The 20,960-nt window shown below is 73.3% G+C and carries 15 protein-coding genes; 9 read left to right on the forward strand and 6 right to left on the reverse strand.

Annotation, left to right across the window (positions count from 1 at the left end):
• Positions 1-170: 170 nt before the first annotated feature.
• Positions 171-854 (reverse strand): hypothetical protein, encoded by a 684-nt coding sequence (locus M2302_RS29130; protein WP_280841024.1) that lies wholly within the window; start codon positions 852-854, stop codon positions 171-173.
• 69 nt (positions 855-923) lie between these two features.
• On the opposite strand from M2302_RS29130, the gene M2302_RS29135 reads away from it, so the two are divergent.
• The 3 genes from M2302_RS29135 to M2302_RS29145 all read left to right on the forward strand — a co-directional run bounded on the left by M2302_RS29135 (position 924) and on the right by M2302_RS29145 (position 5,289).
• On the forward strand, positions 924-3,542 hold the full coding sequence (locus M2302_RS29135; protein WP_280841025.1) for a valine--tRNA ligase: 2,619 nt from the start codon (positions 924-926) through the stop codon (positions 3,540-3,542).
• A 68-nt stretch (positions 3,543-3,610) separates the two neighbouring features.
• The gene (locus M2302_RS29140) at positions 3,611-4,882 is read left to right on the forward strand and encodes a folylpolyglutamate synthase/dihydrofolate synthase family protein (protein ID WP_280841063.1); all 1,272 of its coding nucleotides are present in this window, start codon (positions 3,611-3,613) and stop codon (positions 4,880-4,882) included.
• Entirely contained in the window at positions 4,879-5,289 is a 411-nt protein-coding gene (locus tag M2302_RS29145) for a DUF4233 domain-containing protein (RefSeq protein ID WP_280841026.1), read from the forward strand. The genes M2302_RS29140 and M2302_RS29145 overlap by 4 nt, the downstream gene beginning before the upstream one ends.
• 8 nt (positions 5,290-5,297) lie before the next feature.
• On the opposite strand, the gene M2302_RS29150 is transcribed toward M2302_RS29145, so the two are convergent.
• A complete protein-coding gene (locus M2302_RS29150) occupies positions 5,298-6,569 on the reverse strand; it encodes a VOC family protein (RefSeq protein WP_280841027.1) in 1,272 nt (423 codons plus the stop codon).
• Positions 6,570-6,711: 142 nt separating this feature from the next.
• On the opposite strand from M2302_RS29150, the gene ndk reads away from it, so the two are divergent.
• Positions 6,712-7,137: a nucleoside-diphosphate kinase gene (gene ndk / locus M2302_RS29155; protein WP_280841028.1), complete on the forward strand. Its 426-nt coding sequence runs from the start codon at positions 6,712-6,714 to the stop codon at positions 7,135-7,137.
• 23 nt (positions 7,138-7,160) lie between these two features.
• On the opposite strand, the gene M2302_RS29160 is transcribed toward ndk, so the two are convergent.
• The 3 genes from M2302_RS29160 to M2302_RS29170 form a co-directional block, all read right to left on the reverse strand.
• On the reverse strand, positions 7,161-7,502 hold the full coding sequence (locus M2302_RS29160) for a hypothetical protein (protein ID WP_280841029.1): 342 nt from the start codon (positions 7,500-7,502) through the stop codon (positions 7,161-7,163).
• A gap of 80 nt (positions 7,503-7,582) precedes the next feature.
• Positions 7,583-7,975 carry a hypothetical protein gene (locus M2302_RS29165; protein ID WP_280841030.1) on the reverse strand — a complete coding sequence of 131 codons (393 nt, stop codon included), beginning with the start codon at positions 7,973-7,975 and terminating at the stop codon, positions 7,583-7,585.
• Positions 7,976-8,055: 80 nt separating this feature from the next.
• A complete protein-coding gene (locus M2302_RS29170) occupies positions 8,056-8,496 on the reverse strand; it encodes a carboxymuconolactone decarboxylase family protein (RefSeq protein WP_280841031.1) in 441 nt (146 codons plus the stop codon).
• Between the two features lie 401 nt (positions 8,497-8,897).
• On the opposite strand from M2302_RS29170, the gene ileS reads away from it, so the two are divergent.
• Both ileS and M2302_RS29180 read left to right on the forward strand, forming a co-directional pair.
• Complete coding sequence (gene ileS, locus M2302_RS29175; RefSeq protein ID WP_280841032.1) at positions 8,898-12,044, forward strand: isoleucine--tRNA ligase; 3,147 nt, start codon at positions 8,898-8,900, stop codon at positions 12,042-12,044.
• A gap of 168 nt (positions 12,045-12,212) precedes the next feature.
• Complete coding sequence (locus tag M2302_RS29180) at positions 12,213-12,911, forward strand: lysophospholipid acyltransferase family protein (protein WP_088960741.1); 699 nt, start codon at positions 12,213-12,215, stop codon at positions 12,909-12,911.
• 54 nt (positions 12,912-12,965) lie between these two features.
• Here M2302_RS29180 and M2302_RS29185 read toward each other — a convergent pair whose 3' ends face one another.
• The gene (locus M2302_RS29185) at positions 12,966-14,555 is read right to left on the reverse strand and encodes a hypothetical protein (RefSeq protein ID WP_280841033.1); all 1,590 of its coding nucleotides are present in this window, start codon (positions 14,553-14,555) and stop codon (positions 12,966-12,968) included.
• Between the two features lie 250 nt (positions 14,556-14,805).
• Between M2302_RS29185 and M2302_RS29190 the strand changes: the two genes are divergently transcribed.
• The 3 genes from M2302_RS29190 to M2302_RS29200 all read left to right on the forward strand — a co-directional run bounded on the left by M2302_RS29190 (position 14,806) and on the right by M2302_RS29200 (position 20,929).
• Positions 14,806-16,791 (forward strand): TIGR03960 family B12-binding radical SAM protein, encoded by a 1,986-nt coding sequence (locus M2302_RS29190; protein ID WP_280841034.1) that lies wholly within the window; start codon positions 14,806-14,808, stop codon positions 16,789-16,791.
• Positions 16,792-16,975: 184 nt separating this feature from the next.
• Entirely contained in the window at positions 16,976-17,695 is a 720-nt protein-coding gene (locus tag M2302_RS29195) for a TIGR03936 family radical SAM-associated protein (protein WP_280841064.1), read from the forward strand.
• Between the two features lie 132 nt (positions 17,696-17,827).
• The gene (locus tag M2302_RS29200) at positions 17,828-20,929 is read left to right on the forward strand and encodes an Rne/Rng family ribonuclease (RefSeq protein WP_280841036.1); all 3,102 of its coding nucleotides are present in this window, start codon (positions 17,828-17,830) and stop codon (positions 20,927-20,929) included.
• Positions 20,930-20,960 lie beyond the last annotated feature (31 nt).

The following is a 20,960-nucleotide window of genomic DNA, read 5'->3' on the forward strand; positions in this document are numbered from 1 at the left end:
CTCGGGAGGGTGTGGGAGAGTAGGACACCGCCGGACAACCATTCGATCAGGGCCACCCCTTTCAAGGGGTGGCCCTGATTGGCATATCCACCCCCGGAGTCCGTGCCGGGCGCGAGGCGTACACGAAGAAGGGCCGCGGCGTCGCGACGCCACGGCCCTTTCGCGACGGCTCAGCCGCGGGTCTGGACGCCCTCGCGGATCTGACGGAACAGGCCGGCGGCGTCGTCGACGGAGCGGTTGGGGAACATCGCCATCGCGGCGCTGCCGTGGTCCGCCCAGCCGCAGATCGCGAAGTCACCGCCGTCCCCGCTGGTGGTGCCGCACTTCATCACCCCGCCCAGCTTGCCGGCGGGCACCTCGCGCAGGCCGGCCACCCGGCCGGTCTCGTCGGCCATCAGCCCGAAGAGGCTGTCCAGGTCGCGTTCCGGCTGCCACAGCAGCGTCTTGCCACCGAAGAGCAGCACCGCGCGGGTCTCGTCCGCCGGATCCCGGTAGACGGTGCCGAAGCTGGCGTCCAGGTCGATGTCCGCGGCGAACCCGCTGCGCAGGTAGTCCGCCGTGCTGCGGGCCCGCTCCGAGTCGTCCCGGGTCAGCCCGGCGACCTGGTCCGGGGCACTCAGCCGGGTGTCCTTCTGCTGCGCCACCCGCCAGCCGGCGGTGCCGAGGGCGGCGGCGCCGGCCAGGCCGACGGCGAGCGCCACGGCCAGGACGATCCGCCGACGGCGGGAGGCCGGCGCCCGGCGGATCGGGTCGCTCGCCGGGTCCCGGTGGCTCAGCTGGATCGGCTCGTCGGTCAGATCGACCGGGTCGGGCCCCTCGGCGAGCTGACGCTCGGTGAGATGTGCGTCGGACATGTCCGCCACCGTACGCGAATGACAGGTGGCGCACGTCGGGTCCGCGGAAGCGCTCCGTAGACTTTCAGGGTGACCGAGAGACTGGATGCCCGACGCCCCGACGCCCCGACCCTTGCCGGCCAGTACCAGCCCGGCGAGGTAGAGCAGCGACGGTACGAGCAGTGGGTAGCCGCCGGCCACTTCCGGGCGTCGGCGCAGAGCGACAAGCCGCCCTTCACCATCGTCATCCCGCCACCGAACGTCACCGGCTCCCTGCACATGGGCCACGCGTTCGAGCACACGTTGATGGACGCCCTGAACCGGCGCAAGCGGATGCAGGGGTACGAGGCGCTGTGGCTGCCCGGCATGGACCACGCCGGCATCGCCACCCAGAACCTGGTCGAGCGGCAGCTCGCCGGCGAGGGGCTGTCCCGGCACGACCTGGGCCGGGAGAAGTTCGTCGAGCGGGTCTGGCAGTGGAAGGCCGAGTCCGGCGGGGCCATCCTCGGCCAGATGCGCCGCCTCGGTGACGCGGTCGACTGGGACCGTGAGCGTTTCACCATGGACGAGGGCCTGTCCCGGGCCGTGCAGACCATGTTCAAGAAGCTCTTCGACGACGGCCTCATCTACCGGGCCAACCGGATCATCAACTGGTGCCCGCGCTGCCTGACCGCGCTCTCCGACATCGAGGTGGAGCACACCGACGACGAGGGCGAGCTCATCTCGATCCGGTACAGCGACGAGGTGGTGGTGGCGACCACCCGGGCCGAGACGATGCTCGGTGACACCGCGGTGGCCGTGCACCCCGACGACGCCCGCTACCAGCACCTCATCGGCACCGAGGTGGCCGTGCCGCTGACCGACCGGCGGATCCCGATCGTCGCCGACGAGCACGTCGACCCGAGCTTCGGCACCGGCATGGTGAAGGTGACCCCGGCGCACGACCCCAACGACTTCGAGATCGGCCAGCGGCACGACCTGCCCGCGCTGACGATCATGGACGAGCGCGGTGTCATCACCGCCCACGGCCCGTTCCAGGGCCTGGACCGGTACGAGGCCCGCCCGGCGATCGTGGCCGCGCTGCGCGAGCAGGGCCGGATCGTCGCCGAGAAGCGGCCGTACGTGCACGCGGTGGGGCACTGTTCCCGCTGCAAGACCACCGTCGAGCCCCGGCTGTCGTTGCAGTGGTTCGTCAACACCGCCCCGCTGGCCAAGGCCGCCGGGGATGCGGTGCGGGACGGCCGGGTGAAGATCGAGCCCGCCGAGCTGGCCAAGCGCTACTTCGCCTGGGTCGACAACATGCACGACTGGTGCATCTCGCGGCAGCTCTGGTGGGGCCACCGCATCCCGGTCTGGTACGGCCCGGCCGGCGAGATCGTCTGCGTCGGCCCGGACGAGCAGCCGCCCACCGGCGAGGGCTGGCACCAGGACGAGGACGTCCTGGACACCTGGTTCTCCAGCGGCCTGTGGCCGTTCTCCACCCTGGGCTGGCCGGAGCAGACCCCGGACCTGGCGAAGTTCTACCCGACCAGCGTCCTGGTGACCGGCTACGACATCCTCTTCTTCTGGGTCGCCCGGATGATGATGTTCGGCCTGTACGCGATGGACGGCCGGCAGCCGTTCGACGTGGTCGCCCTGCACGGCATGGTCCGCGACGAGCACGGCAAGAAGATGTCCAAGTCGTTCGGCAACGTCGTCGACCCGCTGGACTGGATCGACCGCTTCGGCGCCGACGCCACCCGGTTCACCCTGGCCCGGGGCGCCAACCCCGGCCAGGACGTGCCGGTGAGCGAGGAGTGGTGCCAGGGCTCGCGGAACTTCTGCAACAAGCTCTGGAACGCCACCCGGTTCGCGCTGATGAACGGCGCGCACACCGAGGGGGAGCTGCCGCCCGCCGCCGAGCTGTCGACGGTCGACCGGTGGATCCTGTCCCGGCTGGCGCACGTCACCGCCGAGGTGGACGACCAGTTCGAGGCGTACGAGTTCGCGAAGGTCTGCGACCTGCTGTACCACTTCGCCTGGGACGACGTCTGCGACTGGTACGTCGAGCTGAGCAAGCCGGTGCTCGCCGAGGGCGGGCCGGCGGCCGAGGCCACCCGACGGGTCCTCGGGCACGTGCTGGACCAGCTGCTGCGGCTGCTGCACCCGGTCATCCCGTTCGTCACCGAGGAGCTGTGGATCGCGCTCACCGGCGGCGAGACGGTGATGACGGCCGCCTGGCCGGTGGCCGACCGTACCCGGATCGACGACGCCGCGGAGGGCGAGGTCGGCACCGTTCAGCGGGTGGTGACCGAGATCCGGCGGTTCCGCTCCGACCAGGGGCTGCGCCCGACCCAGCGGGTCGCGGCCCGGCTCGACGGCCTGGCCGTGGCCGGGATCGCGGCGCACGAGCCGCTGATCCGCTCGCTGGTCCGGCTCGACGCCCCCGCCGGCGACTTCCAGGCCAGCGCCACCCTCGCCATGCCCGGCGAGGTCAGCGTCGAGCTGGACACCCGCGGCTCGATCGACGTGGCGGCCGAGCGGGCCCGGTTGACCAAGGACCGCGCGGCGGCCGAGAAGGAGGTCGCGCAGGCCCGGGCGAAGCTCGACAACCCGGCCTTCGTCGGCAAGGCCCCCGAACCGGTGGTCGCCAAGATCCGTGACCGGCTGGCGGTGGCCGAGGCGGACCTGACCCGGATCGACGCCGCCCTGGAGGCGCTTCCCTCGTGACCGACCGCACCGATCCCACCGAGTTCACCGACGTCGACGCCGAGCTGGCCGGGCGGGGCTTCACCCGCATGGTCTTCGAGCTGGACCGCATCGAGTCCCTGCTCGACCTGCTCGGCAGCCCGCAGCGGGCGTACCCGTCGATCCACCTGACCGGGACCAACGGCAAGACCTCCACGGCCCGGATGATCGACTCGCTGTTGCGCGCCTTCGGCCTGCACACCGGCCGCTACACCAGCCCGCACCTGGAGACGGTGCGGGAGCGGATCGCCCTGGACGGGGAGCCGGTCAGCGAGGAACGCTTCGTCGCCACGTACCGCGAGGTGAAGCCGCTGGCCGAGCTGGTCGACCAGCGCTCGTCGGAGCCGCTGACCTACTTCGACATGACCACCGCGCTGGCCTTCGCCACCTTCGCCGACGCGCCCGTCGACGTCGCGGTGGTCGAGGTGGGGCTCGGCGGGGCCGAGGACGCCACCAACGTGCTCCAGGCCGGGGTGGCCGTGCTGACCCCGATCGGGCTGGATCACACCGAGTGGCTGGGCGACACCCTGGAGGACATCGCCCTGCACAAGGCCGGGATCATCCACCCCGGCGCCACGGTGATCTGCGCCGCGCAGGACGACGAGGCGGCCCGCCCGATCCTGGCGCGCTGCGTCGAGGTCGGCGCGACCGTCGCCCGGGAGGGCACCGAGTTCGGGGTGCTGCGCCGGGCCGTCGCCGTCGGCGGGCAGGTGCTCACCATCCAGGGCCTCGGCGGCGTGTACGAGGAGGTGTTCATCCCGCTGCACGGCGCGCACCAGGCGCAGAACGCGGCGGTGGCGCTCGCCGCCGTCGAGGCGTTCCTGGGGGCTGGCACGAACCGGCAGCTCGACGTGGAGGCCGTCCGGGAGGGCTTCGCCACTACCAGCTCGCCGGGCCGGCTGGAGAAGGTGCGTACCGCCCCGACGATCCTGCTGGACGGGGCGCACAACCCGCACGGGATGACCGCCACGGTCACCGCGTTGCAGGAGGAGTTCGCGTTCAGCAAGCTGGTCGGCGTGCTCGCCGTGCTGGCCGACAAGGACGCGGGCAGCCTGCTGGAGCTGCTGGAGCCGGTGCTCGACACGGTGGTGGTGACCCGCAACAGCTCGCCCCGGGCGATGCCGGCCGACGAGCTGGCCGCGCTGGCCCGCGAGGTGTTCGGGCCGGATCGGGTGGAGGTCGCCGACGAGATGCCGGACGCCATCGAGGCGGCCGTCGCCGAGGCCGAGTCCGACGTGCCCGGTGAGCTGGCCGGGGTCGGGGTGCTGGTCACCGGCTCGGTGGTGACCGTGGCCGACGCCCGACGGCTGCTCAAGCGATGAGCGCCCCCGACGAGGACCGCCGCGACCCGGTCGCCGACCCGGTCGCCGACCCGGCCGCGCCGGGGGAGCGGCGCTCCGGGCTGCGCAACCCCGACAAGGCGGTGCGCGGCCTGGGCGCCGGGACGCTGGCCCTGGAAGCGCTGGTGCTGCTGCTCGCCATCCAGCCCATCCGGGTGGTCGGCGGCGACCTGAGCGGGGCGGCCATCGCGGCGATCGTGGCGCTGGCCGTCGTCTGCGTGGTGCTGGCCGGCCGGATGGGGCGGCCTTGGGCCTGGCCGGCCGGCACGGTGGTGCAGGGCCTGCTGCTGCTCTCCGGGCTGCTGCACTGGTCGCTGCTGGCGCTGGGGATCATCTTCGGGCTGGTCTGGGCGTACGCCCTGCACGTCCGCCGGGTCATCCTCGGCTGAGCCGGACGTCAGGCCTCGGCGCGCTCCCGCCACTGGGTGAGCGCGATGCCGTGCCCGTCCGGGTCGCGGAAGGCGGCCGCCCAGACCTCCAGCTTGGTGCCCCGGTTGACCACCCGGGGCGCGTAGGTGAACTTCACCCCGGAGTCCTTCAGCCGCCGGTAGGCCGCGTCGATGTCGTCCACCTCCAGGTTGACGTGCACCAGCCGGCGGCTGATCGGGGCGGCGCCGGTGACCTCGCGCAGCACCAGGCGGGTGGCGCCGGAGGCGAGCACCGCGTTGCCGGAGCCCCGGTCGATCTCGCCGAAGCCCAGCGACCGGTAGAAGTCCAGCGACCGGGACAGGTCGGTGACCAGCAGGGTCAGCCCGACCCCGCTGATCGGAGCGCCCTGGTCGACCGGGTCCGCCGCCGGGTCGTACCCGAAGATCGCCTCGTCCAGCTCGTCCGGGTCGATCCGGTCCCGGGGCTCCGGGTCGTCCAGCGGCACGTCCACCGGGTCGACCACCGGGGCGTCGAAGCGCTCGTCCACCGGCGGGCGGGGGGACGGGGTGGTGGCCGCCCGGCGCGGCAGCCCGCCGGCCGGCGGCGGCTCGACCAGGGTGCCCTCGAGCACGACCGGACCGCCGGGGCGCTGGTGCACCACCACCGGTTCACGCTCGTCGGGCAGCACCACCGGCTCGGGCCGCAGCGGGTCGGCCGGGGGTGGGTCGCGGAACTCTTCGCGCAGGTCGTCGTGGAAGTCGTCGTCGGGCGTACGGCCGGCCCACGGCGGGGCCTCCTGGACGATGAGCACCTCGTCGACCGGCTCGGCGTCGGCGTACTCGGGTGGCAGGTCGGCGGCGGCGGCGTTCTCCGCGTGGGTGGGCACCTCGTCCCAGAGCACCCGGACGTGCCGCTGGTCGTCCAGGGCGACCCGGATCGGCAGCGTCTGCCCCAGCGAGGGCCACTTGGACACCGGCACCCGCGGCTCGATGATCTTCTTGGAGCGGGGCGGCAGGCCCGGCGCGTCGATCACCAGTTGCAGCTCGCAGCGGCCGAAGGCGTACTGGGTGGGTGGCTCGGAGGCGCTGTGCACGTGCCCGACGCCGATCACCCAAGTGCGCCCGCCGCCGCGGACGGTGGCCAGGGCGATCGCCAGCACCAGCAGGGCCACGCCGAGGGCCACGATCGACCAGCTGGTCATGCCCAGCCCGAACAGGACCACGAACGTCGCCACGGTGCCGAGGACCGCGGCGATGAGCTTGCGTACCGGCGCGATGGTGCGGTTCCCGCCATTCGCCACAGTGGACCTCCCAGGGGTCAGGACCAGGCTAGGCGGGATGGGCGACCGCTGGAAAGAGCAGCCGCCGCGCCGACGCCGGGACCGGGTCGCTAGGCTGACCGTACCCAGCCCGGCCGTCTTCCGCGCACAGGAGGAACCCAGCGTGTCCAGCAGCAGCCCGGATGAGCGCACGCTCGTACTGATCAAGCCCGACGCGGTCCGCCGCGGCCTGGTGGGCGAGATCATCTCCCGCTTCGAGCGCAAGGGCCTGCGGATCGACGCCATGGTGACGCGGACGATGGACGCCGCACTGGCCGACCAGCACTACGCCGAGCATGTCGACAAGGCGTTCTACCCGCCGCTCAAGGACTTCATGACCAGCGGCCCGCTGGTCGCCCTGATCCTCTCCGGCGACCAGGTGATCGACGTGGTGCGCGGCCTGGTCGGCGCCACCGACGGCCGTCGGGCCGTCGCCGGCACCATCCGCGGCGACCTCTCCCTGTCCAACCGGGAGAACCTGGTGCACGCCTCGGACTCCATCGACAGCGCCAAGCGCGAGATCGGCCTCTGGTTCCCCGAGCTGAGCTGAACCGCCACGGCCGACCGGCGGGTTCAGCCGGTGACCGAGGCGGTGGGCCGTGGCGCGAGCGCGTCCAGTTCCTTGACGGTCCGCTCCGCCATGGCCAGCGCCCGGCTGCGGGCCTCCGCCGTCGTCTTCCGCCCCTCGCCGGGGCGGCCGGGGCGGGCGCAGAGCACGGACGCCTCGATGAGGTACCCGCGGTGGCGGATGATCACCCGGGCGTGCCCGAGCAGGGGATACGTGCCGCCCGCGTCGAGTTCGTCGGCGTCGATGCTGATGGTGGCCACCGCTGCGGTGCCGCCGCCGACCTTCGCCGCGCCACTGGCGGACCGGTACCCGATCGCACCGGGGCTGGGCACATCGACCCGGTGCACGGAACCCCCGGTGCACTTCTGCGCCCGCAGCGCGTCGAAGTAGCGCTCCGGCCCGCCCCTGGAGCCCGACCGGACCGCGGCTACGCGCAGTTCGCCGAGGGCCTCGGCCCGCTGCCCCCCGGAGCGGTACGCCGCCGGTCGGGTCTTGGCGACGAGGAGAAGAAGGACCTGACGTCGACCGGGGTGCCGTAACCGCCGTTGAGCGGTCGCGGCGTGTCGCACAGCGCCATCTGCACCACGGAAGTGGAGTCGGGCCGGTACACGGGCGCGGTCACCTCCTTGACCGTGCCCAGCCCGGCCGCGGCGCGGCGGACCGCCGCGGCGAGCGCCTCGCCGTCGTGTTCCGGGGCCGGCTCCGCCGAGCGGCTCGGGGACGGGCTGGCGGTGGCCGTCGCCGTGGACGACCCGCTCGGGCCGCAGCCGGCGAGCAGGAGAGCCGCCACCAGGGCTGCAGAGATCGATCGGGAACGCACGCGCATCCTCCCCCGTCGGCGTGTCCGCAAGCGACTCTAGGACATTCCGGCGGGGGAGGACGGCCCCGTGTGGCGGTGGGTCAGACCTCCAGCGGCGGCTGCGCCTGGGTGGTCACCGCGATCCGGTTCCACACGTTGATGGTGGCGATCGCCATCACCAGGTCGGCCAGTTCCTTCTCCGACCAGAGCTTCGCCGCGGCGTCCCACACCTCGTCGGGTACGCCGTGCTCGCCGAGCCGGGTGACGGCGTCGGTGAGCGCCAGCGCGGTGCGCTCCCGCTCGTCGAAGAAGGGCGCCTCCCGCCAGGCCGCCACCGCGAAGAGCCGCCGGCTCGACTCGCCGGCGTCCAGCGCGTCCCGGCTGTGCATGTCCACGCAGAACGAGCAGCCGTTCAGCATCGACGCGCGCAGCTTCACCAGCTCCAGCGTCCGGTGGTCGACGTTCGCCCGGACGTACTTCTCCAGGCCCAGCACCGCCTGGTACGCCTCCGGCGCGACCTGGCCCATGTCCATCCGACTCATTGCGGCCTCCCTGTGTTCCGTCGGTTGCACGGACACGACGGGACTGCGGCCGGGGGCGTGACGGCGGCGGGCTGTGACGGTGGTCATGGCAGCTGCCCCGGCGCCGTCGGGGGGATGACGATTACTCGGCGGCGATCTCCCCCGCCGGTCGAGTATCCTTGGCGACCGTAAGGCGATGACCCGGCCATCACCGGCGAGCCTCCGGAAGAACAGCCGGGTGACCGGCCCAGTAGAACCGGACGGGTCCGGCCCGTCACAGCCGGCCAACGAGCGGGCGGTCGCACCTCGACCGCCAAGCGGGGTGGTACCGCGGGCCGCTCGGGCACGCCGTCGAGGCGTACCCGGAAGGCTCGTCCTCGCAGACCACAGATGAGTGAGCTGCGCGAGGAGAGCGACCCCCGATGGCCTATCCGATGCACGACCCGACCGCCGCCGGTGTCCCGGCGAGCCCGGACCTGCCCGCGGTCGAGCGCCGGGTCCTGGAGCACTGGACGGCCGACAAGACCTTCGAGGCCAGCGTCGAGGCCCGTCCGGCCGGCACCGACGGCAAGAACGAGTACGTCTTCTACGACGGCCCGCCGTTCGCCAACGGCCTGCCGCACTACGGCCACCTGTTCACCGGGTACGTCAAGGACGTGGTGCCGCGCTACCAGACCATGCGCGGCCGGCACGTCGAGCGGCGCTTCGGCTGGGACTGCCACGGCCTGCCCGCCGAGGTGGTGGCCGAGAAGCAGCTCGGCATCACCAGCAAGGCGGAGATCATCGACCTCGGCGTGGCCCGGTTCAACGAGGCCTGCCGCACCTCGGTGCTGGAGTTCACCCAGGACTGGGAGCGGTACGTCACCCGGCAGGCCCGCTGGGTCGACTTCGCCAACGACTACAAGACCCTCGACCTGGACTACATGGAAAGCGTCATGTGGGCCTTCAAGACCCTGCACGACAAGGGTCTGGTCTACGAGGGTTTCCGGGTGCTGGCGTACTGCTGGCGCTGCGAGACGCCGCTGTCGAACACCGAGACCCGGATGGACGACGTCTACCGGGACCGGCACGACCCGACCCTCTCGGTCTGGTTCGGGCTGACCCCGGACGAGTCCGCCCCCGAGCTGGTGCGCGGGCCGGTCCGGCTCGGCGTCTGGACCACCACGCCGTGGACCCTGCCGTCCAACCTGGCGCTCGCCGTCGGCCCGGACATCGAGTACGCGGTGCTGGAGCGCGACGGGGACCGCTACGTCGTGGGCGCCGCGCGGCTGGCCGCGTACGCCAAGGAGCTGGAGGGTTACCAGCAGGTCGGCACGGTGTACGGCCGGGACCTGGTCGGGCGCCGGTACGTCCCGCTCTACGACTTCCTGGTCGAGCAGGCCGGGGAGAACGCGTACCAGGTGCTCGGGGCGGACTTCGTCACCACCGAGGACGGCACCGGGATCGTCCACCTGGCCCCGGCCTTCGGCGAGGACGACCAGAACGTCTGCAACGCCGCCGGCATCCCGACCGTCGTCACGGTGGACGACCACACCCGGTTCACCGCGCTGGTGCCGCCGTACCAGGGCGAGCAGGTGTTCGACGTCAACAAGCCGGTGATCCGCGAACTCAAGGACCGGGGGGTGGTGCTCAAGCAGGACACGTACACCCACTCGTACCCGCACTGCTGGCGCTGCGACACCCCGCTGGTCTACAAGGCGGTGTCGTCGTGGTTCGTCGCGGTGACCAAGTTCAAGGACCGGATGGTCGAGCTCAACCAGCAGATCAACTGGACGCCGGGGCACATCAAGGACGGCTCGTTCGGCAAGTGGCTGGCCAACGCCCGCGACTGGTCGATCAGCCGGAACCGGTTCTGGGGCTCGCCGATCCCGGCGTGGAAGTCCGACGACCCGAACTACCCGCGGCTGGACGTGTACGGCTCGCTGGCCGACATCGAGCGGGACTTCGGCGTACGCCTGACCGACCTGCACCGGCCGGCGGTGGACGAGCTGGTCCGCCCGAACCCGGACGACCCGACCGGGAAGTCCATGATGCGCCGGGTGCCGGAGGTGCTGGACTGCTGGTTCGAGTCCGGCTCGATGCCGTTCGCCCAGGTGCACTACCCGTTCGAGAACGCGGACTGGTTCGAGCACCACTACCCGGGCGACTTCATCGTCGAGTACATCGGGCAGACCCGCGGCTGGTTCTACACGATGCACGTGCTGGCCACCGCGCTGTTCGACCGGCCGGCGTTCCGCAACTGCCTCAGCCACGGCATCCTGCTCGGCTCGGACGGGCGCAAGATGTCCAAGAGCCTGCGCAACTACCCGGACGTCTACCACGTCTTCGACGCGTACGGCTCGGACGCGATGCGCTGGATGCTGATGTCCTCGCCGGTGCTGCGCGGCGGTGACATGCCGGTCACCGAGGCGGGCATCCGGGACGCCGTCCGGCAGGTGCTGCTGCCGCTGTGGAACGTCTGGTACTTCTTCTCGCTCTACGCCAACGCCGACGGGTACACCGCGAAGCGGCGGGTGGACTCCACCCACCTGCTCGACCGGTACGTGCTGGCGAAGACGAACGAGCTGGTCGAGACGGTCGGCGCGCAGATGGAGGCGTATGACATCTCCGGCGCCTGCGCCACCGTCCGGTCCTACCTGGACGCGCTGACCAACTGGTACGTGCGTCGCTCCCGGGACCGGTTCTGGTCGGGTGACGCCGAGGCGTTCGACACCCTGTGGACGGTGCTGGAGACGCTCTGCCGGGTGGTGGCGCCGCTGGCGCCGCTGACCGCCGAGGAGATCTGGCGTGGCCTCACCGGCGAGCGGTCGGTGCACCTGACCGACTGGCCGTCGGCGCAGGAGTTCCCGGCCGACCACGAGCTGGTGTCCGCGATGGACAACGTGCGCGCGGTCGCCTCGGCGGCGCTGTCGCTGCGCAAGGCCAAGGGCCTGCGGGTGCGGCTGCCGCTGTCGAAGCTGACCGTGGCCTCCCCGGTCGCGGAGAAGCTGCGGCCCTTCGCCGACCTGGTCGCCGACGAGGTCAACGTGAAGGAGGTCGCCTTCTCCGACGAGGTGTCCGCGTACTGCCAGCAGGTGCTGACCGTGGTGCCGCGCGCGCTCGGCCCCCGGGTCGGCAAGGCGGTGCAGCAGGTGATCAAGGCGGTCAAGGCGGGGGAGTGGGAGCTGGTCGACGGCGCCCCGGTCGCCGCCGGCGTCACCCTGGCCGAGGGCGAGTACGAGCTGCGGCTGGTCGCCGCCGACGCCGAGCACTCCGCGCCGCTGCCCGGCGGGGAGGGCGTGGTCGTGCTGGACACCGAGGTCACCCCGGAGCTGGCCGCCGAGGGCCTGGCCCGGGACGTGGTCCGGGTCGTGCAGCAGGCCCGCCGGGACGCCGACCTGGACGTCTCGGACCGGATCGTGGTGTCGGTGTCGGCCTCCGCCGAGGTACGCGCGGCGGTGTCGGCGTACACCGACTTCGTGGCCCGGGAGGTGCTGGCCGACACGGTCGACTTCGCCGAGGGCGTCGACGGCTTCGCCGGCGAGGTCGGCGAGGGCGAGCGCGTGACGGTGGCCGTCCGCCGGGTATGAGGTAGTGCGGCGGCGGTCCGGCGGTGTTCCGCCGGGCCGCCGCCACCGGCTCCGCCCGCGCCCCGACAGGCCCGCTCACCAGCCGGCCGGCCCGCCACCCGCGCGGGGCCCCGTGCATCCGTCCGCTACCGTGACACCGCCTGTTCACGTACGACCGCCGGAGGACCAGTGCCCCTGCTCTACACCATCGGCAAGCTCACCGTGGCGCCCGCGCTCCGGTTGGCCTTCCGTCCGACCGTGGAGGGGTTGGAGCACATCCCGGAAACCGGTGGTGCGATCTTCGCGGGCAACCACCTCTCGGTCGCCGACGAGCTCTTCCTCGGCACCGTGGTCCCGCGGCACCTGGCCTTCTGGGCCAAGTCGGAGTACTTCAAGGGCACCGGGCCCAAGGGCGCCTTCTCCAAGTTCGTGCTCACCGGCCTGGGCGCCATCCCGGTCGAGCGGGCCGGCGGCCGGGCGGCGCTGACGGCGTTCGACGCCGCCATCCCCGCGTTGCAGGGTGGCGACCTGGTCGCGGTCTACCCGGAGGGAACCCGCTCGCCCGACGGGCGGCTCTACCGGGGGCGTACCGGCACGGTCCGGCTGGCGGTGGCGGCCGGCGTGCCGATCATCCCGGTCGGCATGATCGGCACGGACAAGGCCCAGCCGATCGGCGCCCGGGTACCCCGGCCCGGCCGCGCGAAGATCACCGTACGGTTCGGCAAGCCGCTGGACTTCACCGGCCGGTCCGACGACCGGACCTCGCTGCGGGCGATGACCGACGAGCTGATGGCCGAGATCCAGAAGCTCACCGGCCAGGAGTACGTGCCGCGCTACGCCCCGCCACGCGCCCACCCGCCGCTGGCCGGGGAGCCCGGCGCCGTCTGACGCCCAGGCGCCTGCGCGGGCGCTGCCCGGCCGGCGACAACTCCCCGGCGAACCTCAGGGCTGCGCCGGCGCCGGGGTGACGATCTGTTCCCGCAGGGTGTCCAGCAGGCGGGCGCTGTCGTCGACGGAGAGCCGGGTGAAGACGGCGGTGGTGATGCTGCCGTAGTCGACCGAGGTGCAGACCACCACGTCGGCGCCGTCCGACCGGCCGGTGGCGCACCGCTCGTACCGGCCGCGCACCCCGGTCTCGACCGCCTGGGGGGCGGCGAGCCGGTAGGTCTCGGTCAGCCGGGTCATCTCGTCGTCCGCGTCGGACTCCGGGTTGAACCGGAAGCCGGTGCCGCCGAACACGGTGACCCGCTTGCCGTCGCCGGTGCCGTAGACCCCGGCGAAGACATCCTCGGAGAGCAGGTTCGCCGCGCGTACCTCGGCCTTGAGCCGCTTGGCGGTGGCCTGGCTGCCGGCGTCCTGCCGCAGCGTCAGGTCGGCCACCTGGCCGGGCAGCGCGGCGTCGGCCGGGTACTGCTCCCACATCGGCTTGCCGAACCAGGCCGGGCAGCCGCAGCAGCAGACCAGGCTCAGCAGCAGCACCCAGGGCCAGCGCCGACGACGCGGGACCGGCACCGGGACGTACCCGCGGGGCGCCTCCCACCCCGGTGGCGGGGTGACCGTCTTCGGCCGGCGACCCCGGCGCTGCTTCGGTGGCGGGGCCGGCGCGGGCGGCGGGGGAGGTGGCGGTCCCGGCCGGGGCGGGGCGGCCGGCGGCGGCGACACCGGGTGCGCGGCGGGCGGCGGGTACGGGCGGGACGGCGGTGGCGCGGCCTCGTAGGGCCGGGTGGCCGGCGGCGTTGCCCCGTAGGGCCGGGTGAGCGGGGGCGCGGGGTAGGGCAGGGTCGGCGGGAGCGCGGGGAGATGGTGGTGGTGCTCCAGCTCCCAGGAGCCGGTGTCCGCGCCGGCCCACGGGTCCACCGGGGTGCGGTGCTCGGGCAGCTCGACCGGGGTGGGCGGGACGGGCGTGGGCTCCGCCGACTCGCCCCAGACGCGGCGGCGGGGCGGCGGGGGCGGGACCGCCGCCGAACCGGTCCAGCGCGGCGCGGGCGGCTCCGGTTCGACCCGGGTCGGTTCCGGGGTGGCGGGGGCGCCGGTTTCGACACGCGTGGGGTCCGGGGTGGCGGGGGCGCCGGTTTCGACCGGCGTGGGGTCCGGGGTGGCGGGGGCCCGGGTGTCGACCCGCGTGGGCTCCGGGGTGGCGGGCGGGTCATCGCTGCCGGTGGGCGGCGGACCGGTGTCGACCCGGGTGGGCGGGACGTCGTCGACGGGTTCCGCCGGTGGGGCGGCCTCGGCCGGGGCGGACTCCGGGTCGTCGGGCGTCCGGCCCTCGACTGGTGGGGCGGGTGAGGTCGGCGCGGTGGGCTCGTCCGGGGACGCGGGGGCCGGCTCGGCCGCCGTCCGCTCCGGGTCGCCCGGGGCGGTGGCCCGGTCGACGGGCAGCTCACGGGTGCCCTCCGGGCCCGTGCGGGGCCCGGCGTCGGCGGGTACGGGCGAGGGGGTCGGCTCCTCGGCGACGGCCGGCTCCCGGCCGACGTCGGTGACCGGGGGGCTCCCGTCGGCCGGCCGGTCCGCCCCCGGCTGCGGCTGCGGCATCGCGGCAATCTCCTCTCGCGCCGGTTGCGAGGTTAGTACCGGCATGCCACCAGCGACGAACCCGTCCACCGTCGGTCGCCCTCGGGCGACGCCGGGTGAGGGTGTCGTAACGGGTCAGACCGAGCCGGGCGTTCCGGCGGGGGGTGTTGACCTGGGCGGGGCAGGGGGGTGCGCTCCGGGTGGGTTCCGTCGGGGGGTGGCGGACGGTGCGGCGCGGTGGACGGCCGACGAGCGCGTACCCTTGGGCATCATGAGTGCCCCGTCCACGACGCCGCGCCCCGCCGCGGCCAATTCCGTCTGGCCCCAGCTGGAGCCGCTGCTGCCCCAGGTGACCAAGCCCATCCAGTACGTCGGTGGCGAGTTGGGCGCGGTGGTCAAGGACTGGGACGCGGCCACCGTGCGCTGGGCGCTGATGTATCCCGACGCGTACGAGGTCGGCCTGCCCAACCAGGGCGTGCAGATCCTCTACGAGGTGCTCAACGAGCTGCCCGACGTGCTCGCCGAGCGCACCTACGCGGTCTGGCCGGACCTGGAGAAGCTGATGCGCGCCCACGGCGTGCCGCAGTTCACCGTCGACGCGCACCGCTCGGTGCGCGACTTCGACGTGTTCGGCGTCTCGTTCTCCACCGAGCTGGGCTACACCAACCTGCTCACCGCGATCGACCTGGCCGGCATCCCGCTGCTCGCCGCCGACCGCACCGACGCCGACCCGGTGATCCTGGCCGGCGGGCACGCCGCGTTCAACCCGGAGCCGATCGCCGACTTCGTCGACGCCGCCGTGCTGGGTGACGGCGAGGAGGCGGTCCTGGAGATCACCACGATCGTCCGGGAGTGGAAGGCCGAGGGCTCCCCGGGCGGGCGCGACGAGCTGCTGCTGCGGCTGGCCCGCACCGAGAGCGTCTACGTGCCGCGCTTCTACGACGTGGACTACCTGCCCGACGGCCGGATCCAGCGGGTCGTGCCGAACCGGGCGGACGTGCCGTTCCGGGTACACAAGCGCACGACGATGGACCTGGACGCCTGGCCGTACCCGAAGAAGCCCCTCGTGCCGCTCGCCGAGACCGTGCACGAGCGGTACGCGGTGGAGATCTTCCGGGGCTGCACCCGGGGCTGCCGGTTCTGCCAGGCCGGCATGATCACCCGCCCGGTGCGGGAGCGCTCGATCACCACCGTCGGCCAGATGGTCCGCGACGGGCTGGAGTTCTCCGGCTTCCACGAGGTGGGCCTGCTGTCGCTCTCCTCCGCCGACCACTCCGAGATCGGCGACATGTGCTCGGGCCTCGCGCAGCAGTACGAGGGCACCAACGTGTCCCTGTCGCTGCCGTCGACTCGGGTAGACGCGTTCAACATCGACCTGGCCCAGGAGCTGTCGCGCAACGGCCGGCGTACCGGCCTGACCTTCGCCCCGGAGGGCGGCTCGGAGCGGATCCGCAAGGTCATCAACAAGATGGTGTCGAAGGAAGACCTGATCCGCACCGTCGTCACCACGTACACCAACGGCTGGCGGCAGGTGAAGCTGTACTTCATGTGCGGCCTGCCCACCGAGACCGACGACGATGTCCTCGAGATCGCCGACATGGCGCACGAGGTCATCAAGGCCGGCCGGGCCGCCACCGGTTCCAAGGACATCCGCTGCACCGTCTCCATCGGCGGCTTCGTGCCGAAGCCGCACACCCCGTTCCAGTGGGCGCCGATGGAGCGTCCCGAGGTGATCGACCACCGGCTCAAGATCCTCAAGCAGGCGATCAACTCGGACCGCTCGCTGGGCCGGGCGATCGGCTACCGCTACCACGACGGTGAGCCGTCGCTGATCGAGGGCCTGCTCAGCCGCGGTGACCGCCGGGTCGGCGCGGTGATCCGCAAGGTCTGGGAGAACGGCGGCCGGTTCGACGGCTGGAGCGAGCACTTCTCGTACCAGCGCTGGGTGGACGCCGCCGCCGAGGCGCTGCCGACGTTCGGCGTGGACCTCGACTGGTACACCACCCGGGAGCGCGACCAGCTGGAGGTCCTGCCCTGGGACCACCTCGACTCCGGCCTGGACAAGGACTGGCTCTGGCAGGACTGGCAGGACTCGCTGTCCGAGTACGAGCAGGACGACTGCCGCTGGACCCCGTGCTTCGACTGCGGCGTCTGCCCGTCGATGGACACCGAGATCCAGATCGGCCCCACCGGCCGTAAGCTGCTCCCGCTCACCCCGGTCAACGGCCTGAAGGTCCCCACCGGCGCCCAGCAGTGACCGTACCGGGGCGGGTGCGCCGCGCGTGGGCGCGCCACCCGCCCCGCCCCGGCGATCATGAAGTTATTGTCACCGGCATCCGTGGCACCTTCATGACCGACCGGTCCTGACACCGAGGAGCACGACGATCAGCAGGAAACCACAGCCGGAGGGCGGGCAGGCGCCGGTCGTCCAGCGCGTCCGGATCCGGTACGCCAAGCGCGGCCCGCTCCGGTTCACCTCGCACCGGGACTTCGCCCGGGCCTTCGAGCGCGCGCTGCGCCGGGCCGGCGTCCCGATCGCCTTCTCCCAGGGCTTCACGCCGCACCCCAAGATCTCCTACGCCAGCGCGGCCCCCACCGGTGTGGCGAGCGAGGCGGAGTACCTCGAGATCGGCCTACGCGAGCCGGTCGACCCGGAGCAGCTGCGCGACGCGCTGGACGCCGCGCTCTCGCCGGGGCTGGACGTGCTGGACGCGGTGATCGCCGCGAGCGGCAGCCTGGCCGACCGGATCGAGGCCTCGCACTGGCGCATCGAGCTGCCCGAGGTCGAGCCGGCCGCGCTGCACCACGCCGTCGCCGCCTTCACCGCCGCCGACGAGATCCAGGTCGAGCGGATGACCAAGCAGGGCCGGCGCACCTTCGACGCCCGGGCCGCCGTCATGCGTATCGATGTGGTGCCGCCCGCGGAGACGCCTTCCGGGGTACCGGGCTCCGCGTGTGCGATACTCGAACTGGTCGTGCGGCAGGTCACCCCGTCCGTACGGCCCGATGACGTCCTTTCCGGCCTCCGCGTGGTGGCCGACCTGGTGCCGCCGGTTTCGCCGAGGGTGATCCGGCTGGCGCAGGGCACGCTGACCGCGCAGGGTGCGATCGTGGATCCGTTGGACGCGGACCGCGACGGGGCAACCATCGGTGAGCACTGACCGACGGTCGGTGCTCTAGGCAGGCAGACTTCGGCGGTCGCGCACCTCGCGCGCCCGGCGGAAACACTTTTGCGGCAACCCTGCGTGGCAGCGCTCACCCGCGCCCGGGGCGGCCAGAACTGGAGAACGTCCATGCTCGAGAACGAGCCCGAGGGCGGCGAACGGACCGGCGCACAGTCGGCCGGCCAGACCGCCGACGCCACTAACAGCACCAGCGCCCAGGGTGCCGCCACCAACAGCACCAGCGCCGAGGGTGCCGCCACCGACAGCGCCGCCGAGGCCGCGCCGAAGCGCCGGCGCACCACCCGGCGCAAGGCGGCCCCGCTGAACCAGCCGGAGCAGGTCGAGGCGCCCGCCGAGGCGTCGGCGGCCGCCGCGTCCGCCACCGACGAGGCGCACCAGGGCGAGGTACTGGCCCCGGTCGCCGGTGAACTGGACACCCCGCCCAAGACCACCCGTCGCCGGCGCAAGGCGACGCCCGCCAAGGCCGCCGAGGAGCCGGAGGTGGCCACCGGCGCCGAGGATCACTCGGCGGAGGTCGTCCCGCCGGTGAAGGTCACCCGTACCCGGCGCAAGAAGGCCGCCGCCCCGGCGGCCGCCGAGCCGGCCGCCGAGATCCCGGCCGAGGCCCCCACGCCCGCCGTGGAGGCCGCGCCGGTGGTCGAGCCGGTCGAGGAGGAGGAGCCCGCCGTCGAGGCGGCGGCGCCCACCGAGCCCACCGCGGTCGACGAGGCCGAGGCCGCCGAGGCCGCCGAGGCCGCCACCGAGGAGGCCCGGCCGGGTGCCGCCGAGCCGGCCGTCGCCGCCTCCGGCGCCGAGAGCCGGGCCGGCGAGGTCGCGCCCGGTGTCGCGGTGCCCGGCGCCGAGCCGGCGGAGGTCGCGCCGGAGCCGCGTACCCGCCGTCGGCGGGCCGCGCTCTCCGCGCCCACCGTGCTGTTCATGGCCCCGCTGCCCGAGGAGCTGCCGGCCGTCCGCGTGGTCGAGCCCGGCCCGGCGGCGGCCGAGGAGGCCGTCGAGGAGCCGGCCGAGACCGGTCGCCGGCGTCGCCGCGGTCGCCGCGAGGTCGAGCCGGTCGAGGTGCTCGAGGTCGAGGAGGAGCCCACCGGCGAGGCCGAGGAGGCCGCCGAGGCCGAGGCCGAGGACGAGGACGAGAGCGCCGCGGCCCGCCGTCGCCGTCGTCGTGGTCGCCGGGGCCGCGGTCGCGGCAAGGGCGGCGCCGAGGACAGCGACGAGGAGGAGGCCGAGGAGGCCGTCCAGGCCGAGGCCGAGGCCGAGGCTGAGGCCGAGGGCGGCGAGGCCGAGGAGCCCGAGGAAGAGGAGGGCGAGGGCGACGGGCTGACCCGCCGCCGGCGCCGTCGTCGCCGCCGGGGCGCCGGGGACGTCGAGGGAGGCGCCGAGGACGGCGTGCCCACCGTGGTCAAGATCCGCGAGCCCCGCAAGGCCGTCGACGAGGTGCAGGGCGTCTCCGGCTCGACCCGGCTGGAGGCCAAGCGCCAGCGCCGTCGGGACGGCCGCGAGCAGCGCCGTACCCGGCCGCCGATCCTCAGCGAGTCGGAGTTCCTGGCCCGCCGGGAGGCGGTCGACCGGGTGATGGCGGTACGCCAGCGCGGCGACCGCACCCAGATCGCCGTCCTGGAGGACGGCGTGCTGGTCGAGCACTACGTCACCCGCAACTCCTCCGGCACCATGGCCGGCAACGTCTACCTCGGCAAGGTGCAGAACGTCCTGCCCAGCATGGAGGCGGCCTTCGTCGACGTCGGGCGCGGCCGCAACGCCGTCCTGTACGCCGGTGAGGTCAACTGGGACGTGAGCGGACTGGAGGGGCGGGCCCGCTCGATCGAGCAGGCGCTGCGCTCCGGCGACTCGGTGCTGGTGCAGGTCACCAAGGACCCGATCGGGCACAAGGGCGCCCGGCTGACCAGCCACATCGCGCTCTCCGGCCGGCACCTGGTCTACGTGCCGAACGGCAACGCCTCGGGGATCAGCCGGAAGCTGCCGGACAACGAGCGCAAGCGGCTGCGGGACGTGCTGAAGAAGCTGGTGCCGGACGGCGCCGGCGTGATCGTCCGGACCGCCGCCGAGGGGGCGAGCGAGGACGAGCTGGCCCGCGACGTCAAGCGGCTCCAGGCCCAGTGGGAGGACATCCAGGCCAAGGCCACCGAGGGTGGCGCCCCGGTGCTGCTCTACGAGGAGCCGGACCTGGTCATCCGGGTCGTCCGGGACCTGTTCAACGAGGACTTCCGCGAGCTGGTCATCGAGGGCGAGCAGTCGTACGACATGGTCGAGTCGTACCTGTCGCACGTCTCGCCCGACCTGGTCGCCCGGCTGCGCCGGCACGTCGGCACCACCGACATCTTCGCCGAGTACCGGATCGACGAGCAGATCATCAAGGGGCTGGACCGAAAGGTCTTTCTCCCCTCCGGCGGGTCGCTGGTCATCGACCGCACCGAGGCGATGACCGTCATCGACGTCAACACCGGCAAGTACACCGGCTCCGGGGGCAACCTGGAGGAGACGGTCACCCGCAACAACCTGGAGGCGGCCGAGGAGATCGTGCGCCAGCTCCGGCTGCGCGACCTCGGCGGCATCGTGGTGATCGACTTCATCGACATGGTGCTGGAGTCGAACCGCGAGCTGGTGCTGCGCCGGCTGACCGAGTGCCTGGGTCGGGACCGGACCAAGCACCAGGTCACCGAGATCACCTCGCTCGGCCTGGTGCAGATGACCCGCAAGCGGATCGGCGCGGGCCTGCTGGAGGCGTTCAGCGAGACCTGCGAGTGCTGCAAGGGCCGGGGCCTGATCATCCACACCGAGCCGGTGCCGGAGAAGCCGCGTGCCGGTGCCGGCGCGGGGGAGAAGGTCAAGGCGGTCGCCTCCTCGGTGGCCGCCGCCCCGGCGACCGAGCAGGCCGGCGGGCCGTCGCGGCGGCGCTCGCGCAAGGCCGCCGCCGCGCCGGAGCGCACGGTGGTGGAGACCACCGAGGCCGCCGACGTGGACCGGGTGGCCGAGGCGGAGGCCGAGTACCACGACACGATGGGCTACGACCTGTCCCGGTACGAGACGGAGACGCCGGCCGCGCCGGCGGTCGCCGACAGCCTGGAGGGCGAGTCGGCCCGGCTGGCCGGGGCGGACGACCCGGACGCGCTGGGCGACACCGAGGGAGAGAGCGGCGAGGGCGGCACCGGCCGGCGCCGGTCCCGCCGCGGCGGCCCCCGTCGGCGGACCCGCCCGTGACGGGCTGACCAGCCCGACGTTTCGCGGGGCC

The sequence above is a fragment of the Micromonospora sp. A200 genome (assembly GCF_029893845.1).
GTDB classification, from domain to species: domain Bacteria; phylum Actinomycetota; class Actinomycetes; order Mycobacteriales; family Micromonosporaceae; genus Micromonospora; species Micromonospora purpureochromogenes.

Bases quoted from the DNA above. Each gene is read 5' to 3' on its own strand.
- M2302_RS29130 (WP_280841024.1), bottom strand. From the start codon at position 854: ATGTCCGACGCACATCTCACCGAGCGTCAGCTCGCCGAGGGGCCCGAC.
- M2302_RS29140 (WP_280841063.1), top strand. From the start codon at position 3,611: ATGGTCTTCGAGCTGGACCGCATCGAGTCCCTGCTCGACCTGCTCGGC.
- M2302_RS29145 (WP_280841026.1), top strand. From the start codon at position 4,879: ATGAGCGCCCCCGACGAGGACCGCCGCGACCCGGTCGCCGACCCGGTC.
- M2302_RS29170 (WP_280841031.1), bottom strand. From the start codon at position 8,496: ATGAGTCGGATGGACATGGGCCAGGTCGCGCCGGAGGCGTACCAGGCG.
- ileS (WP_280841032.1), top strand. From the start codon at position 8,898: ATGGCCTATCCGATGCACGACCCGACCGCCGCCGGTGTCCCGGCGAGC.
- M2302_RS29185 (WP_280841033.1), bottom strand. From the start codon at position 14,555: ATGCCGCAGCCGCAGCCGGGGGCGGACCGGCCGGCCGACGGGAGCCCC.
- M2302_RS29190 (WP_280841034.1), top strand. From the start codon at position 14,806: ATGAGTGCCCCGTCCACGACGCCGCGCCCCGCCGCGGCCAATTCCGTC.
- M2302_RS29200 (WP_280841036.1), top strand. From the start codon at position 17,828: ATGCTCGAGAACGAGCCCGAGGGCGGCGAACGGACCGGCGCACAGTCG.